The 15499-nt window shown below is 66.7% G+C and carries 15 protein-coding genes and 1 pseudogene; 9 read left to right on the forward strand and 7 right to left on the reverse strand.

Annotated elements, in window-relative coordinates:
- From tkt to VTU_RS0102745, 3 genes are all read right to left on the reverse strand, one after another.
- On the reverse strand, positions 1–1912 hold a 1912-nt coding region (gene tkt, locus VTU_RS0102735), incomplete at its 3' end, for a transketolase (RefSeq protein WP_040891763.1).
- Positions 1913–2026: 114 nt separating this feature from the next.
- Positions 2027–2656 carry a uracil phosphoribosyltransferase gene (gene upp / locus VTU_RS0102740; protein WP_010100520.1) on the reverse strand — a complete coding sequence of 210 codons (630 nt, stop codon included), beginning with the start codon at positions 2654–2656 and terminating at the stop codon, positions 2027–2029.
- Between the two features lie 33 nt (positions 2657–2689).
- Positions 2690–3400: a glutathione binding-like protein gene (locus tag VTU_RS0102745; protein ID WP_010100522.1), complete on the reverse strand. Its 711-nt coding sequence runs from the start codon at positions 3398–3400 to the stop codon at positions 2690–2692.
- Positions 3401–3622: 222 nt separating this feature from the next.
- On the opposite strand from VTU_RS0102745, the gene VTU_RS0102750 reads away from it, so the two are divergent.
- The 5 genes and pseudogenes from VTU_RS0102750 (at position 3623) to rlmH (ending at position 8006) form a co-directional block, all read left to right on the forward strand.
- A complete protein-coding gene (locus VTU_RS0102750) occupies positions 3623–4342 on the forward strand; it encodes a YebC/PmpR family DNA-binding transcriptional regulator (protein ID WP_010100523.1) in 720 nt (239 codons plus the stop codon).
- A gap of 94 nt (positions 4343–4436) precedes the next feature.
- Positions 4437–5710, forward strand: a pseudogene (gene purD, locus VTU_RS25425) (phosphoribosylamine--glycine ligase).
- 26 nt (positions 5711–5736) lie between these two features.
- Entirely contained in the window at positions 5737–6711 is a 975-nt protein-coding gene (gene hemF / locus VTU_RS0102760; protein WP_010100527.1) for an oxygen-dependent coproporphyrinogen oxidase, read from the forward strand.
- A gap of 117 nt (positions 6712–6828) precedes the next feature.
- Positions 6829–7473 (forward strand): ribosome silencing factor, encoded by a 645-nt coding sequence (rsfS, locus tag VTU_RS0102765; protein WP_010100529.1) that lies wholly within the window; start codon positions 6829–6831, stop codon positions 7471–7473.
- Between the two features lie 65 nt (positions 7474–7538).
- A complete protein-coding gene (rlmH, locus tag VTU_RS0102770; RefSeq protein ID WP_010100531.1) occupies positions 7539–8006 on the forward strand; it encodes a 23S rRNA (pseudouridine(1915)-N(3))-methyltransferase RlmH in 468 nt (155 codons plus the stop codon).
- Between the two features lie 121 nt (positions 8007–8127).
- Here the strand turns inward: rlmH and VTU_RS33410 are convergent, their stop codons facing one another.
- The 4 genes from VTU_RS33410 to VTU_RS25430 all read right to left on the reverse strand — a co-directional run bounded on the left by VTU_RS33410 (position 8128) and on the right by VTU_RS25430 (position 11736).
- Positions 8128–8283, reverse strand: a complete 156-nt coding sequence (locus VTU_RS33410; protein WP_169315363.1) for a hypothetical protein — start codon at positions 8281–8283, stop codon at positions 8128–8130.
- A gap of 154 nt (positions 8284–8437) precedes the next feature.
- Entirely contained in the window at positions 8438–9388 is a 951-nt protein-coding gene (locus VTU_RS0102780) for a 4-hydroxyproline epimerase (RefSeq protein ID WP_010100532.1), read from the reverse strand.
- Positions 9389–9401: 13 nt separating this feature from the next.
- Positions 9402–10532: a branched-chain amino acid ABC transporter substrate-binding protein gene (locus VTU_RS0102785; RefSeq protein ID WP_010100534.1), complete on the reverse strand. Its 1131-nt coding sequence runs from the start codon at positions 10530–10532 to the stop codon at positions 9402–9404.
- Positions 10533–10641: 109 nt separating this feature from the next.
- Positions 10642–11736 (reverse strand): GSU2403 family nucleotidyltransferase fold protein, encoded by a 1095-nt coding sequence (locus VTU_RS25430; RefSeq protein ID WP_010100535.1) that lies wholly within the window; start codon positions 11734–11736, stop codon positions 10642–10644.
- 369 nt (positions 11737–12105) lie between these two features.
- Here VTU_RS25430 and VTU_RS0102795 point away from each other — a divergent pair, with 369 nt between their 5' ends.
- The 4 genes from VTU_RS0102795 to VTU_RS0102810 all read left to right on the forward strand — a co-directional run.
- Positions 12106–12996 (forward strand): nitrilase family protein, encoded by an 891-nt coding sequence (locus tag VTU_RS0102795; protein WP_050809429.1) that lies wholly within the window; start codon positions 12106–12108, stop codon positions 12994–12996.
- Between the two features lie 10 nt (positions 12997–13006).
- Positions 13007–14164 carry a substrate-binding protein gene (locus VTU_RS0102800; protein ID WP_010100537.1) on the forward strand — a complete coding sequence of 386 codons (1158 nt, stop codon included), beginning with the start codon at positions 13007–13009 and terminating at the stop codon, positions 14162–14164.
- A gap of 43 nt (positions 14165–14207) precedes the next feature.
- Positions 14208–15044: a branched-chain amino acid ABC transporter permease gene (locus VTU_RS0102805; RefSeq protein ID WP_029554046.1), complete on the forward strand. Its 837-nt coding sequence runs from the start codon at positions 14208–14210 to the stop codon at positions 15042–15044.
- Positions 15037–15499 (forward strand): ABC transporter permease subunit (locus tag VTU_RS0102810; RefSeq protein WP_438873573.1); only part of this gene is annotated, 463 nt, incomplete at its 3' end. The genes VTU_RS0102805 and VTU_RS0102810, both read left to right, overlap by 8 nt.

Raw genomic sequence — 15499 nt, forward strand, 5'->3', positions numbered from 1 at the left:
CCACCGCCACGCGCGGCAGTCCGGCGGGCAGAACGGCTCTTTTGTAGCGCGTGTCCTGGCGGTCGAAGGCCGTGCTGCCGGGCATGGAGACCACGCGCACGGGGATTTTTCGGTCGGCCAGCAGGCGCTGCGCCTTCAGCGCCAACTGCACCTCGGAGCCGGTGGCAATGATCACGGCCACGGGTTTCTTCTTCAGGCCGACGTCGGCGGGTTCGCTCAGCACATAGGCGCCACGGCTGATCTCGCCCAGGCTGCGCTTGGGCGCGTAGGGCAGGTTCTGGCGCGAGAGCAGCAGCGCGCTCGGCCGGTCCTCGTTGGACAGCGCCACGCTCCAGGCCACGGCGGTCTCCGCGGTGTCCGCGGGGCGCCAAACGTCGAGGTTGGGGATCAGCCGCAGGCTCGCGGCCTGCTCGATGGCCTGGTGCGTGGGACCGTCCTCGCCCAGGCCGATGGAGTCGTGCGTGAACACATGGATCACGCGCAGCCGCATCAGCGCGGCCATGCGGATGGCGTTGCGGCTGTAGTCGCTGAACGTGAGGAAGGTGCCGCCGTAGGGGATGAAGCCGCCATGCAGCGCAACGCCGTTCATGATGGCGGCCATGCCGAATTCGCGCACGCCGTAGTTGATGTGGCGCCCGCCGGTCTGCCCGCCGTCGCCGTCTTCGCGCCCGGTTTGCAGCACCTGGCCCTGCGGGTCAAAGCGCAGCGGGGGCGTGCTCCTGGTGTGCGTGAGGTTGGATCCGGTCAGGTCGGCGCTGCCGCCGAGCAGTTCCGGCAGCGCGGCGGTAAAGGCTTCGAGCGCCAGCTGGCTGGCCCTGCGGCTGGCCACGGTTTCGCCCTGCGTGTGCGCGGCGACCACGGTGTCCACGGCCAGTTGCGCGAAATGCGCCGGCAGGCGGCCCTGCATGCGGCGCTCGAACTCGGCGGCGAGTTCCGGGAAAGCCTTGCGGTAGGCGCCAAGGCGCTGCTTCCACGCGATTTCTGCGCTCTTGCCGCGGGCCTTGGCGTTCCAGTCGGCGTATACGTCCCGCGCAATCACGAACGGCGCGCTCGTCCAGCCCAGGGCTTCGCGGGTGAGCGCAATTTCTTCGGCGCCCAGCGGCTCGCCGTGCGCCTTGGCCGTGTTCGCGCGGTTCGGGCTGCCCTGGCCGATCTGCGTCTTGCACACGATGAGGCTGGGGCGCCCGGTCTGCTCTTTGGCTTGCGTGATCGCAGCTGCCACCTTGTCGGCGTCGTGGCCGTCGATGGGGCCGATCACGTTCCAGCCGCAGGCCGCAAAGCGCCCCGGGGTGTCGTCGGCAAACCAGGGCGCGACCTGGCCGTCGATCGAGATGCCGTTGTCGTCGTACAGCGCGATCAGCTTGTCGAGCCGCCAGGCGCCCGCGAGCGACACGGCCTCGTGGCTGATGCCTTCCATCAGGCAGCCGTCGCCCAGAAAGGCGTAGGTGTGGTGGTTCACCACGGTGTGGCCCGCGCGGTTGAACTCGCGCGCGAGCAGCTTTTCTGCGAGCGCAAAGCCCACGGCGTTGGCGAGGCCCTGGCCCAGCGGGCCGGTGGTGGTTTCCACGCCGGGGGTGAGTCCCACCTCGGGGTGGCCCGGCGTCTTGCTGTGCAATTGGCGAAAGTTCTGCAACTCGGCCATCGGCAGCTCGTAGCCGCTCAGGTGCAGCAGCGCGTAGAGCAGCATCGATCCATGGCCGTTGCTCAGCACGAAGCGGTCGCGGTCGAACCAGCGGGGATTTGCCGGGTTGTGCTTGAGGTGGCGGCCCCATAGCGCCACGGCCATGTCGGCCATGCCCATGGGGGCGCCGGGGTGGCCGCTGTTGGCGCGTTGGACGGCGTCCATGGCCAATGCGCGGATCGCATTCGCCATGCGTCGGGATTGCTGCTGGGGTTGCTGGGTAGGGGCCATGGGGTGGGAGCGGGGCAGGGGGGTCGGAGGGAGCCGGGGATTCTACCGGGGCGGCTGCTCCGGCCCGTGCAGCCGCCGGCGCCGATGACGCGCCCTCTCCATGGAACGCATGGCCTACTTGGTGCCAAAGATGCGGTCCCCCGCGTCGCCCAGCCCCGGCAGGATGTAGCCGTGGTCGTTGAGTTCGCGGTCGATCGCGGCCGTGAAGATGGGGACGTCGGGGTGGGCCTTGTGCAGTCTGTGAATGCCTTCAGGCGCGGCCAGCAGGCAGACGAACTTGATGGAGCGCGGATCGAGCCGCTTGATCCGGTCCACGCACGCGGCCGCCGAGTTGCCCGTGGCCAGCATGGGGTCGACGACGACGACGTCGCGCGCGTCCATCCCGGAGGGCATCTTGAAGTAGTACTCCACCGCTTGCAGCGTGGCCGGGTCGCGGTACAGGCCGACGTGGCCCACGCGGGCGCCGGGAACGACGTTGAGCATGCCGTCCAGAAAGCCGTTGCCCGCGCGCAGGATGGAAACGAACACCAGCTTCTTGCCGTCGATCACCTTGCCGGTCATGGCTTCCAGCGGGGTTTCGATCGGCATGTCCTGCAGCGGCATGTCGCGCGTGACTTCGTACGCCATGAGCGTGCTCAGCTCGCCCAGCAGGCGGCGAAAGCTGTTGCTGCTGGCGTCTTTCCTGCGCATCAGCGTGAGCTTGTGCTGGACCAGGGGATGGGTGACGACGGTGACGCGGTTCATCATGGGGGGCGCCTGCGAGGGATCGTCCACCGTTCACAGGCCCTGGCGCCGCACGGTGGAAGCGTCCTGACCGAACAGGATTTTTTTCGCCACCTCGTCCATTGCGGGCGGGTTGTTGACGGTCCGGGCCTGGGCGTAGGCGCGCGCCGTGGCCGGGCGCGCGGCAATGGCTGCGAACCAGCGCGCGAGGTGCGGGAATTGGGCCAGGTCCTGGCGCTGGCGCGCATGCGGAACGACCCAGGGGTAGCAGGCCATGTCGGCAATGGAGTATTCCCCGGCGATGTATTCGCGCCCCTCGCCCAGGTGCTTGTCGAGGACGCCGTAGAGCCGGCCGGTTTCCTTGACGTAGCGCTCGATCGCGTACGCCATGGGCTCGGGCGCGTACTGCGCGAAAAAGTGGTTCTGGCCGGCCATGGGCCCCAGCCCCCCGACCTGCCAGAACAGCCATTGCAGCGCTGCGTTGCGGCCGCGCAGGTCGGGCGCGAGAAAGCGCCCGGACTTGTCTGCGAGGTACAGGAGGATCGCGCCCGACTCGAACAGCGGCAGCGGGGCGCCGCCGTCCGCCGGGGCGTGGTCCACGATGGCGGGGATGCGGTTGTTCGGCGCAATCTTCAGGAAGTCGGGCCGGAACTGCTCGCCCCGGCCGATGTTCACGGGGATGAGCCGGTAGGGCATTGCGGCCTCTTCGAGGAACAGGGTGATCTTGTGCCCGTTGGGCGTGCTCCAGTAGTACAGGTCGATCATGGTGGCTGCGTGCGATGCCCCCGGCGGGGGCGCTGCGTGGACTGTAGACCGAAATTACCGACCGTCACCGACCGCTCACCAAGGTCTTTCCCGCCCTGGTGGCGGCGTGCTTGGCCATCAGGAGCGGGGCCCGCATTTCGAGGGATTTTGTGGGGGGAGGGCGGACGCGGGCAAAAGTAAAATCGCGCCCGGCAGGGATTCAATCAACGCAAAGGACTTCCCGTGGCAGGACACAGCAAATGGGCAAATATTCAGCACCGCAAGGGGCGGCAGGATGAGAAACGCGGCAAAGTCTGGACCCGCATTCTGCGTGAAGTCACCGTCGCCGCGCGCAGCGGCGGCGGCGACCCGTCTGCCAACCCCCGCCTGCGCCTGGCGATGGACAAGGCCCGGGCGGCGAACTTGCCTGCCGAGCGCATCAAATACAACATCGACAAGGCCACGGGCAATGCCGAAGGGCTGCACTACGAGGAAATCCGCTACGAAGGCTACGGCATCGGCGGCGCGGCCATCATCATCGACACCATGACCGACAACCGCGTGCGCACCGTCGCCGAAGTGCGCCACGCCTTCAGCAAGCACGGCGGCAGCATGGGCACGGAAGGCTCGGTGCGCTTCCAGTTCAAGCACTGCGGCCAGTTGATCTTCGCCCCCGGCAGCAGCGAGGACAAGGTGCTGGAGGTGGCGCTGGAGGCCGGCGCCGAGGACGTGGTCACGGGCGAGGACGGCGCCATCGAGGTGCTGACCGCGCCCGCCGACTTCGAAGCCGTGCGCAACGCGCTGCAGGCCGCGGGCCTGGCGCCCGCGCTCGCCGAGGTGACGATGCGCGCGGAAAACACCGTCGAACTCGAGGGCGAAGACGCCGCCCGGATGCAGAAACTGCTCGACGTTCTGGAGGACCTCGACGACGCCCAAGAGGTCTATCACAACGCTGCACTGTGAAGCGATGAAGATATTATGAAGATATGAAGAAAAAACCCCAACGATTCCTGCCCGGTGCGTATGGCCGGCCCGGTGTGGCACGCCGGAGGCGGGCATGAAAGTTCTCGTTCTCGGCAGCGGCGGCCGCGAGCACGCGATCGCCTGGAAACTGAGCCAGTCCCCCCGGCTCACCCGGGTGTACGTGGCGCCCGGCAACGGCGGAACGGCGCTGAACCCCAGGCTGGAAAACCTGGACCTCAGCGATATCCGCGAACTGCGCCTGTGGGCCCAGTCGGAAAAATCGCCCTCACCGTGGTGGGCCCCGAGGGCCCCCTGGCCGCCGGCGTCGTGGACGAGTTTCGTGCGCACGGCCTGCGCATCTTCGGCCCCAGCCAGGCCGCCGCGCAGTTGGAAAGCTCCAAAGCCTTCTCCAAAGCCTTCATGCTGCGCCACGGCATCCCCACGGCCAGCTACGACAGTTTCACCGACCCCGCTGCGGCCCACGCCTTCGTTGATCGCCTGGGCGCGCCCATCGTCGTCAAGGCCGACGGTCTGGCCGCGGGCAAGGGCGTGGTCGTGGCCATGACGCTGCACGAGGCCCACGCTGCGGTGGACTGCATGCTGCGCGACAAGCAGTACGGCGTGGCGCCCGGCGGCGCGCGCGTGGTGATCGAGGAATTCCTCGCCGGCGAGGAAGCCAGCTTCATCGTGCTGTGCGACGGCAAGCGCGCGCTGGCGCTGGCCACGAGCCAGGACCACAAGCGCCTCAAGGATGGCGACGAGGGCCCGAACACCGGCGGCATGGGCGCCTACTCGCCGGCCCCCGTGGTGACCGCCGACGTGCACGCCCGCGTCATGCGCGAGATCATCCTGCCCACCCTGCGCGGCATGGAAAAGGAGGGCATTCCATACACCGGCTTCCTGTACGCGGGCCTGATGATGGACGCCAAGGGCCAACCCAGGACGCTGGAATTCAACTGCCGCCTGGGCGACCCCGAGACGCAGGCCATCCTGATGCGCCTGAAGAGCGATTTCTTCGAGCTGCTGAGCGCGGCGACCGATGGCCGGCTCGACCAGATGGAACCCCAGTGGGACCGCCGCACCGCCCTGGGCGTGGTGCTGGCCGCGCACGGCTACCCCGAAGACCCGCGCCGGGGTGACATCATCACCGGCCTGCCGGCCGAGGCCGACGACGCCGTGGTGTTCCACGCGGGAACGACCCTCCGGGACGGCGCGCTCCATGTGGCGGGCGGCCGCGTGCTGTGCGTGACGGCGCTGGCCGACAACGTCCGGCAGGCGCAGCAGCGGGTCTACGAACTGGCGCGGGGCATCCACTTCGACGGCGCGCAGTACCGCCGCGACATCGGCTTCCGGGCCATCAAGGGCTGATGGATCGACGGACCGATCGCCGCCAGATGATCGACGCACCACAACACCCCCCGACCCTGGACACGGCGCCCGCCGCGGCCCGCGTGCGCGGTTATTTGCAGGGCCTGCAGGCGCGCATCGCCGACGCGCTGGAGGCGCTGGAAGGCCCGGCCGGCGCGCGCTTGCTGAGCGACGCCTGGAGCAAGCCGCCCGGTGCGGCCCTGCAAGGCGACGGCGTCACCCGGATCATGGAAGAGGGCCTGGTGTTCGAACGCGCAGGCTGCGGCTTCAGCCACGTGCGCGGCGCGCGGCTTCCGCCCTCGGCCACCGAGCGCCGGCCCGAGCTCGCCGGTGCGCCGTTCGAGGCCATGGGCGTCTCGCTGGTGTTCCACCCGCGCAACCCCTACGTGCCCACGGTGCACATGAACGTGCGCATGCTCGCGGCGGGCCATCCCGGCCAGGCGCCGCTGCGCTGGTTCGGCGGCGGCATGGACCTCACGCCGTACTACGGCTTCGAGGAGGACGCGGTGCATTTCCACCGCTGCTGCCGCGCCGCGCTGGCGCCGTTTGGCGCCGACAAATACCCGCGCTTCAAGCAATGGTGCGATGAATACTTTCACCTGCGGCACCGCGGCGAGCAGCGCGGCGTGGGCGGCGTGTTCTTTGACGACTTCTCGGAACTGGGCTTCGAGCAGGGCCTGGCCATGACGCAGTCGGTGGGCGACGCCTTTCTGGCGGCGTACCTGCCCATCGTGGAAAGGCGCCGGGCCACGCCATTTGGCGCGCGCGAGCGCGACTTCCAGTTGTACCGCCGCGGCCGCTACGTCGAGTTCAACCTGGTGTGGGACCGGGGAACGCATTTCGGGCTCCAGTCTGGCGGGCGCACCGAGTCCATCCTGCTGTCCATGCCGCCCCTGGTGTCGTGGTCGTACCGCCGCCCGGACGCCACCGACCCGGACGAGGAGGCGCTCACGCAGCGCTTCCTGCTGCCCCGGGACTGGCTCGCCGACGAGCCGGGATGAGCGGGCGCAGACACCCGCGCGGCATCGCATGGGACAACAACTTCCACTGGCCGTGCGCTGCGTTGCGCGCTATATTGGCCCGACGCCTTCCCCCATTCCCCTTCCATATACCGCCTGATGACCACCCTGACCCCCTCGGAAACCGCTGCCAGAAAAACCGTAACCCGACTCCAGCGCGCCATCGTCGATGGCCTGGAGGACGTCAAGGCGCAAGACATCCGGGTCTTCAACACCGAGCATCTCTCGCCGCTGTTTGAACGGGTGATCGTGGCGTCGGGCCTGTCCAACCGCCAGACCAGGGCGCTGGCGGCCAGCGTGCGCGACGCGGTGCATGGAGCCGGTTTCGTGAAGCCGCGCGTCGAGGGCGAGGACAACGCCGAATGGATCATCGTGGACTGCGGCGCCGCCGTGGCGCACATCATGCAGCCCGCGATCCGCCAGTACTACCGCCTGGAAGAACTGTGGGGCGACACGCCGGTGCGCCTGAAACTCGGCGCGGCAAAGCCCGTCTCCGCGGCGGCCGCCGCCACCGATCAGGTGGGCAAGAAACCGGCAGCAAAGGCCGCTGCCGCGAAGACTGCCACCAAGGCCAAGGCCCCCGCCAAGAAGGCGGCCGCTGCAAGGCCCGCGGCAAAAGCCCCCGCAAGGCCAGCCCGCAAGTCGGCGGCCGTTGCGCGTGCCGGTGCGGCCAAGAAACCCGTGGCCCAAAAAGCGTCCGGCGCGCGCAAGCCCGCAGCCAAGGCCCCGGTGCGCAAGGGCTGAGGTCGCACCATGCTGCGCGACGCGGCGACTCGCGCGCACGCCCCCCGCCACCGGACGGCTCAGGCATGAGGCTGCTGATCGTCGCGGTCGGGCAACGGGTTCCCGACTGGGCGCAAACGGCTTACGACGATTACGCCAAGCGGCTCCCGCCCGAACTCAGGCTGGAACTGCGGGCCGTGAAGGCCGAGGCGCGCGGCTCCAGGACCTTGCAAACCATCTACGCCGCCGAGCGCAAACGCATCGAAGCGGCGCTGCCACGCGGCGCGCGCGTGGTCGCGCTGGACGAGCGCGGCACCGCGCTCAGCACCCTGGCCCTGGCCGAACGGCTGCGCGGCTGGCAACTGGGTGGAGCCGACGTGGCGCTGCTCATTGGCGGCCCCGACGGCCTGGAGCCAGCCCTGCGCGAGGCGGCGCACGAACGCATCCGCCTCTCGGACCTGACCCTCCCCCACGCCATGGTGCGGGTGCTGCTCGCCGAGCAGTTGTACCGTGCCTGGTCGCTGAACGCCGGGCACCCGTACCACCGCGAATAAAGCCCGTCTCCAGTGCCCCGATGCCGGGTCAGCCGTCAGCGCACCCGCGCAGGGCGGTAGCGATCGAGTATCTCGCGCTGCATCGGCGGCTCGTCACGAAACACCTTTGCCACGGCCTCGGTCATGGCGCTCCACACATGCTTCGGTACCCGGCGTCGCCCCGCGTTGCGCGCCGCCCCCCAATCTGGCTGAGCACCGGCAGCCGGGCCATGGACTCCACTTGGCAAGCAATGGCCAGCCACGCGGCGCCCACGGGGTCGGCGGGAAAATCCTTCACGGCGATGGCTCCTGTGCGCAAAATCGATTACGGGTGAACAAAAACGCTTCTGCTCGCGGCGTTTTGCTCAAAATCGATTATGAGCCCCCCGGTACCCTGCGCATGCGCGAAACCGTCCCGCGTTGGCTGCACACGGCCCGGCGTGGCCCTGGAATCAGCGAAGGGCGGGTTGCGGAAGCCGGATTCCCCAGCCGAAGGGATCGCCGTCTTCGATCAGCAGCGTGGCCTCGGCGCTCATGTGCGCACGGCCGCGCAGGGTGGGGACGACCCTGCCGCCGTGCAAGGTGTAGCTGGCCTCGAACTGGCTGCCGATGATGCCCGCCTGGCGCCACACTTCGCCGGGTTGCAGCCGGCCGTCAGCGGCCAGGCAGGCGATCTTGGCGCTGGTGCCGGTGCCGCAAGGGGATCGGTCGTAGGCCTGGCCAGGGCACAGAACGAAGTTGCGGCTGTCGGCCTGCGCGTCGTCGGCAAACAGTTCGATGTGGTCGATCGCGCCACCGTCGTCGCCGCGGATTCCCTGCGCCAGCAGCGCCTGCTGGATGGCGCAGCTGTAGCGGATCAGCGCCGGCAGGTTGTCGCTGGCCACGCGCTGGCCATGGTCGGACACCAGGAAGAACCAGTTGCCGCCCCAGGCCACGTCGCCCACCACGCTGCCGTGGCCGGGCACCTGCACCGCCAGTTCGCGGTGCAGGCGGTACGCGGGCACATTGCGCACGCTGACCGATCCGTCGCCGTGCAGCGTGGTGCTGACGGTGCCCACCGGCGTTTCGATTCCATGCTCGCCGGGAGCGATGCGGCCCAGGTAGGCGAGCGACGCCACCAAGCCGATGGTGCCGTGGCCGCACATGCCGAGGTAGCCGGTGTTGTTGAAGAAGATCACGCCGGCGGCGTTCGCCGGGTCCACGGGCGGGCAGAGCACGGCGCCCACGATGACCTCGTTGCCGCGCGGCTCCAGCACCGTCGCTGCGCGCCAGGCATCGTGCCGCTGCGCGAGCCGCGCGCGGCGCTCGGCCATGCTGCCGGCGCCCAGATCAGGAAAGCCGCCGAGCACGAGCCGCGTGGGTTCACCGCCGGTGTGCGAATCCAGGATCTGTATGCGCTGCACGTTCTGCGCCGAATCAATGGCTCTCCAGCGGCACGGGCATGGCGTTCCTGAAGGTCAGCACCGTGATCGGCGCCTGCTGAAGGTTGCCCTTGTCGTCGTAGCCATAGGTGGTTGCCACGCCCTGGTAGCTGGACTGGTACATCTTCGCGCCGACCTTGGCCGGCTCGATGGACTGGATCTTTTGCATGCTGTCGCCGATGAACAGCATCTGGTCGTAGAACGAGGCCGCGTAGATATCGGGATCTTGGTTGAAGCGCGCCTTGTACTTGGCCTTGAAGGACGGGCCGTTGGCGAGCTTGTCGAGCATCGATCCGCCCTGGGCGCAAATCACGGTGTCGTTCACGGCGTCACCGCCGAGCTTGCCGATTTCCGCGCTGCACAGGGTGTCGCCGCCGATCAGCTTGGCCGGCAGTCCCAGCTGCTTCATCTGGCGCGCCATGGGTGCGGCCTGCGGCGCGTAGCCGCCAAAAAAGATCGCCTGCGGCTGCTTGGCTTTGAGGCTGGTCAGGATGGCCATGAAATCGGTGGACTTGTCGGAGGTGAACTCCTGGCCGACCACGGTCAGCCCCTGTTTTTGGGCTTCCTTGGTGAACTGCTCGGCGACGCCCTGGCCGTAGGCGGTGCGGTCGTCGATCACGGCGACCTTGCTCAGCTTGAGCACCTTGGCCACGTAGATCGCCATGTTCGAGCCGATCTGGGAGTCTCCGGCCGTGATGCGAAACAGGTTCTTGTAGCCGTTCTCGGTCACCTTTGGGTTCGTCGCCACGGTCGAGAGCATGGCGCCGCCCTCGCTGTACACGCGCGACGCCGGAATCGCCACACCCGAGCAATACGGTCCCATGACGAACCGGACGCCGCTGTCGATCAGCTTTTGCGCGACGCTGACGCCGGTGCGGGCGTCGCACTGGTCGTCCTCGGACAGCAGCTCGAACTTCAGCGTCTTGCCCGTGACCATGATCTTCTTCGCGTTCAGCTCTTCGATCGCCAGGCGCACGCCGTTCTCGTTGTCCCTGCCCGCGAACGCGTTCGGACCGGACAAGGGGCCGGTGTGGCCGATCTTGACGAGCAGTTCCTGCGCGTTCGCCGTTGCCGACAACAGCGCAGCCAGCGCCAGGGGAATCAGGAATCGGGATTTTTGTGTCATGGCAGACCTTTGCATGGAGGGAGGGAGTCGGGGGTGAAAAGGGCGGGTGCTCAGCGTCGGGCAGAAGATGGACCAGGTGTTGCCTCGCGTCAATCCGTGAATCCATGCATCAAGTTCGGGCGGACGGGTGCGTGCCCCGGATGCGTCCTGACGACCGCGTCGCGTTCGGCTTGGCTTGCGTCGATGGACCGGGCCGTGGGTCGATGGGTGCTGCGTAGCTGCTTTCAACCAACACCTTCGGGAACGTCTTCATCGATGGCCCGTCCATCGGGAATTGCGCTAGCCGCTCCCGCAGTAACGCGGACAGCAGCCGAGCCTGCAGCGCATCGCGAGGCCGTTTGACGGGATCCCGATCGGCTTGCATCGAGAGCCAGGATTTGAACAGCATGAATGCCCTGGGGTCGGGCACTTCCATCTCGAAGGGCGTGCCGTTGTCAGCCAATACGAACTGGCGCAGGCTGGGGGCCGAGAGCATCCACTTCATGTTGGGGATGTCTGCCGCGACGAAAGCATCCCGCGCGCCCAGGTTGTGTGGCTCGGACTTCCACGGGGGCGTGGGCGTTTGTCGAATCAAGTCCACCATGTAGCCATCCGCGTTGATGGCACGAAAGGGCTGCGTCGCGCTGATCTCGAAGCTCTTGTCCACGGTCTTGAGCACACCCAAAAAGCCCTCTGGCCCCATGTTCCGTGCCACGGCCTTCAAACTGAGCTTGTGCTTGAACAGCACGTCCATGTCCTGCGTGGCCGTCACGTCACTTTGCAGGCGCACACCGGCCAACGCTTCGTAGGCGTACAAGGCATTGGTGCCGATGATGAGCACGTTCCTGCCCATGAGCCCGTGTTCGCACAGCGCACGGCACACCCCCGCGAGCACCCGGGGCGCCGCACCCACGCGGAGCGCCCGCGCCATGCGCGTTTGCTCCTGGACGCGGGCATCCAGTGATACCAGGCGGTGCTCCAGCTCACTGCGTCGCTGACGGAAGCTGGAGTGCAACGCTTCGGTTTCTTCCGACCGGGGCCCAAGGGACTTGGCCGTGCCCTTGCTATCCAGGGTGCGGTAGAGGTACTGTTTGCCCGCAATGTGCTTCCAGTGCATCCCGCCCTTGTAGGGGTGCATTTTCTCCTGAGCGTCCCGGTGCGCCCGGTAGCCCTGCTCCGCATCCACGAAGGCTTTGGCTTGGTTGGGGGACAGGTCGGAGAACATGATTTATCCTTGATTCGCAATTCTATGGAATTTTCAAGGATAAAACGTTCCCCACGTGCAAGGACGCGCCAAGGCTTGGCGAGCCTCGTGTGGTATTGACGTGGCAGGCACAAGCACAGACGTGCATGCCGGATTCCACACGAAACGATGAGAGGCCGGTGGGACGGGGTGTTTTCCCTGATATGCGGCGCATGGGATTGACGGGTCGGACAGGGGCTGCGTAGACTCGCGGCCACGGTTTCCAGTGCTGCACATTGCGCACTCGGCAACCAGCGGCAACAATGCCGCGCTACAACATGTGAGGCTATGCAGCCCCCGAACTTGCGCTACCGCGCCGGTCCGGGGGCTTTTTGTTTTTTGGAGAGCAAGATGAACCCCCTTCCGCGTGGCAAGGCTGCGCAAGGCATGCATGGCCCCATGGTGGCCTGCGTACAGATGGCGCCCCGCATCGGGCAAAAACGCGAGAATCTTGCGCGGTCGATCCGGTGCATCGAGGAGGCGGCAAGAAACGGTGCGTCCCTGGTGGTGCTTCCGGAACTGAGCAACACGGGTTACGTGTTTTCCGACCGCCAGGAGGCCCATGCGTTGGCGGAGGAACTCCCGCACGGTGAGAGCGCGCAGGCGTGGGCGGATGCAGCGCAGCGTCTTGGTGTCTGCATCGTTGCCGGGATCGCCGAGCGCGAAGCGCAGCAACTCTACAACTGCGCGATTTTCCTCGACCCCTCGGGAGTCATCGGCAAATACCGCAAGCTCCATCTCTGGAACCACGAAAGCCGCTTTTTCACGCCAGGCCAACTGTGCGTGCCGGTCTTTGATACGCCGGTGGGACGCATCTCGCTCGCCATCTGCTACGACGGGTGGTTTCCCGAGGTGTTCCGGCTGGCCGCCATACAAGGTGCCGACATCGTCTGCGTGCCGACGAACTGGGTTCCGATGCCGCAAGCGCAGGGGCTGCCGGTGATGGCCGCGATCCTCACGATGGCAGCCGCGCATTGCAACGGCCTGATGGTCGCCTGCGCCAACCGGATCGGCACGGAGCGTGGGCAAGCCTTCATTGGCCAGAGTCTGATCGTTGGCAGCGACGGATGGCCGCTGGCCGGCCCTGCGAGCCAAGACCAGGAGGAAATCCTGTACGCGGCGATCGACCTGCCGCAGATCCGGTCTGGCCGCATGTTCAACGCATTCAACCATGTGCTGCGTGACCGGCGCACGGATGTCTACGCCGCCATGCCGGGAACCGGCAAATCCAACCCTCTGTAAAGGAAATTCCATGACTTCGTTCAAATCGCATATCGTCATCGGCGCCGTCGCCGTCGCACTGGCTGCGGCGGTGCAGGCTGCGGACCCCGTCAGGATCGGCGTTGCCGTCGGCCTGTCGGGCGCCAACAGCGTTGTCGCGCCGGCTGTCGTGCAGTCATCGCAGCTTGCCGTCGAGGAGATCAACGCCGCTGGCGGCATCCTGGGGCGCAAGGTACAGCTTGAAATCGTCGACGATGCATCCGGCGCCGTCGGCGCGCAGAAAGCCTACGACACGCTGGTTTTCCAGAAGAATGTGGATGCCATCATCTCGATGGAAACCAGTGCCGCGCGCAATGCGGCGCTGCCCATCGTCGCCCGTGGCAAGAAGCCCTTCATCTACACCTCGTTCCATGAGGGCCGCTCGTGCAGTCCCTGGATGTACGTCAACGGCTGGGTACCCGAACAACAGGTTGCGCCGATGGTGGACTATTTCCGGGAAAGCAAGGGCGCCAAGACCTTCTATCTGATCGGCAACGACTATGCCTTTGGTCGTGGCATGCTCGGCTTCACCAAGAAGTACATCGAACAGCGCGGCGGCCAGGTGATCGGCGAGGAATACCTGCCCATCGACGGCACGGACTGGACGCCGATTCTCTCGAAGATCCGCTCGGCGCGTCCTGATGCGCTGCTCAGTGCCACCGCTGGCGGCGCGCCCAATGTGGCCCTGGCCAAGCAGATCAAAGGCGCCGGTTTGAGCCTGCCTTACGGCAACCTCGCGATCGATGAAGGCACTGCCAGGAACATGGGCGACGTGGCCACGGGCATCCATCTGTCCGGCTCCTATCTGAGCAGCATCGGTACGCCCGAGAACGAGAAGTTTCTTGCGGCGATGCACAAGCGCTTCGGCAACGACTTGAAGGTGCCGAACGAGCTGTCCGAGCCGCAATACGAAGCCTTCTTCCTGTACAAGGCCGCGGTCGAAAAAGCCGGCTCCACCGACCCCGCGCAGGTCATCAGGGCGCTCGGCCAAGTGTCCTTTCTGGGGCCGCGTGGTGAGGTCCGCATGGACAAGAGCCGCCACACCACGTTGGCGATGCGCCTGGGTCAAATCCAGGCCGATGGATCGGTCAAGATTTTGCAGACTTTCCCCGGTGTCGATCCCGGAGCGCAGTGCCCGAACATCAAGTAAGGGCTCGCAACACGCTGGCCGATGGACGTGAATGGAGACCGTGATGGTTCTGGCCTTGGACGTTCTCACTACGGCGGCCGTGCTGTTCATCGTGACCGCGGGGCTGATGATGATCTTCGGCGTGATGAAGATCGTCAACTTTGCGCACGGCGCACTGCTGACGCTGGGCGGCTACGCGAGCTTCGTGGTCACGCAACAAAAGTGCGATCCCTGGCTCAGCCTGCCTCTTGCATTGGCCGTCGGTGTTGCTGTCGGCATGTGCGTCGAACAGGTGATCGTGCGCCCGCTGTACCAGCGCCCGCTGGACGCGATTCTCGCCACCTGGGGGCTGGCAATCGTCATCAGTCAGAGCATCGTGATGGTGTTCGGCAGGCAGGCACAGTTCGTCGCAACACCGTTGCAGGGGGTTTTTTTCTCCGTCGCTGGCACGGACTACTCCGCCTATCGGCTGCTGCTGATCCCGGTCGCGCTGCTTGTGTGCGCGCTGCTGACGGCGCTGCTGTCGGGAACGCGCTTTGGCGTGAAGACCCGTGCGGTGATCATGAACGAGGACCTCGCGCGCGGGCTCGGTATTCATTCCGACCGGATCCGCTTCCTGACCTTCAGTTTGGGCGCTGCACTCGGATCCCTGGCCGGCGCGCTGCTCACACCGCTGTCCAGCGTTGATCCCGACATGGGGCTGCCCTATCTGATCAATGCCTTCATGCTGGTCATGGTGTCCGGTCATTCGATGCCCGGTTTGCTGATGACCTGCCTGGCATTTGGCGCCTGCCAGGTACTGGTCAGCACTTTCATCAATCCGGTCCTGGGGGGACTGACCATCCCCGTGCTGGCCGCGCTCACGCTGCGCGTCCGTCCGAAGGGGTTCTCTCTTGGCTAAAGCCCATGCACCGGGAGTGCTGGTGGCCGTTGGGCTGGCGGGCCTGCTGGTCGTCGCCGGCCCGGCGCTGTTTGGCACCTATCTGCTGAACGTGCTGATCCAGGCCTTCTTCTTTGCCATGGTCGCGGTGACTGTGGACATTCTCTGGGGCTACACGGGCTATCTGACATTCGGGCAGTCCGCCTTCTTTGGTATCGGTGCCTACGCGGCCGGCCTGGTCTTCACGCATGGCGGGTCTTCTCCGGGCCATGTGGTGCTGGCCTTGTCGGCTGCGGTCGCCGCAGCCGCTGCCGTCGCAGCGCTGCTCGGCTGGCTGTCGTTCTATCGGGGTGCCTCACCGTTCTTTGCGACCGTGATGTCGCTGGTGCTGCCGATCGTGCTCAGTCAGTTCATCCTGTCCGGCGGCGCATGGACCGGATCGAGTTCGGGACTGACGGGCACCCCTTTCAAGGTGT

The sequence above is a fragment of the Verminephrobacter aporrectodeae subsp. tuberculatae At4 genome (assembly GCF_000193225.1).
Classification (GTDB): domain Bacteria; phylum Pseudomonadota; class Gammaproteobacteria; order Burkholderiales; family Burkholderiaceae_C; genus Acidovorax; species Acidovorax aporrectodeae.

Coding starts and splice junctions, on each gene's coding strand:
- upp (WP_010100520.1), bottom strand. CDS start 2,656: ATGAACCGCGTCACCGTCGTCACCCATCCCCTGGTCCAGCACAAGCTC.
- VTU_RS0102745 (WP_010100522.1), bottom strand. CDS start 3,400: ATGATCGACCTGTACTACTGGAGCACGCCCAACGGGCACAAGATCACC.
- hemF (WP_010100527.1), top strand. CDS start 5,737: ATGATCGACGCACCACAACACCCCCCGACCCTGGACACGGCGCCCGCC.
- rsfS (WP_010100529.1), top strand. CDS start 6,829: ATGACCACCCTGACCCCCTCGGAAACCGCTGCCAGAAAAACCGTAACC.
- rlmH (WP_010100531.1), top strand. CDS start 7,539: ATGAGGCTGCTGATCGTCGCGGTCGGGCAACGGGTTCCCGACTGGGCG.
- VTU_RS0102785 (WP_010100534.1), bottom strand. CDS start 10,532: ATGACACAAAAATCCCGATTCCTGATTCCCCTGGCGCTGGCTGCGCTG.
- VTU_RS25430 (WP_010100535.1), bottom strand. CDS start 11,736: ATGTTCTCCGACCTGTCCCCCAACCAAGCCAAAGCCTTCGTGGATGCG.
- VTU_RS0102795 (WP_050809429.1), top strand. CDS start 12,106: ATGAACCCCCTTCCGCGTGGCAAGGCTGCGCAAGGCATGCATGGCCCC.
- VTU_RS0102800 (WP_010100537.1), top strand. CDS start 13,007: ATGACTTCGTTCAAATCGCATATCGTCATCGGCGCCGTCGCCGTCGCA.
- VTU_RS0102805 (WP_029554046.1), top strand. CDS start 14,208: ATGGTTCTGGCCTTGGACGTTCTCACTACGGCGGCCGTGCTGTTCATC.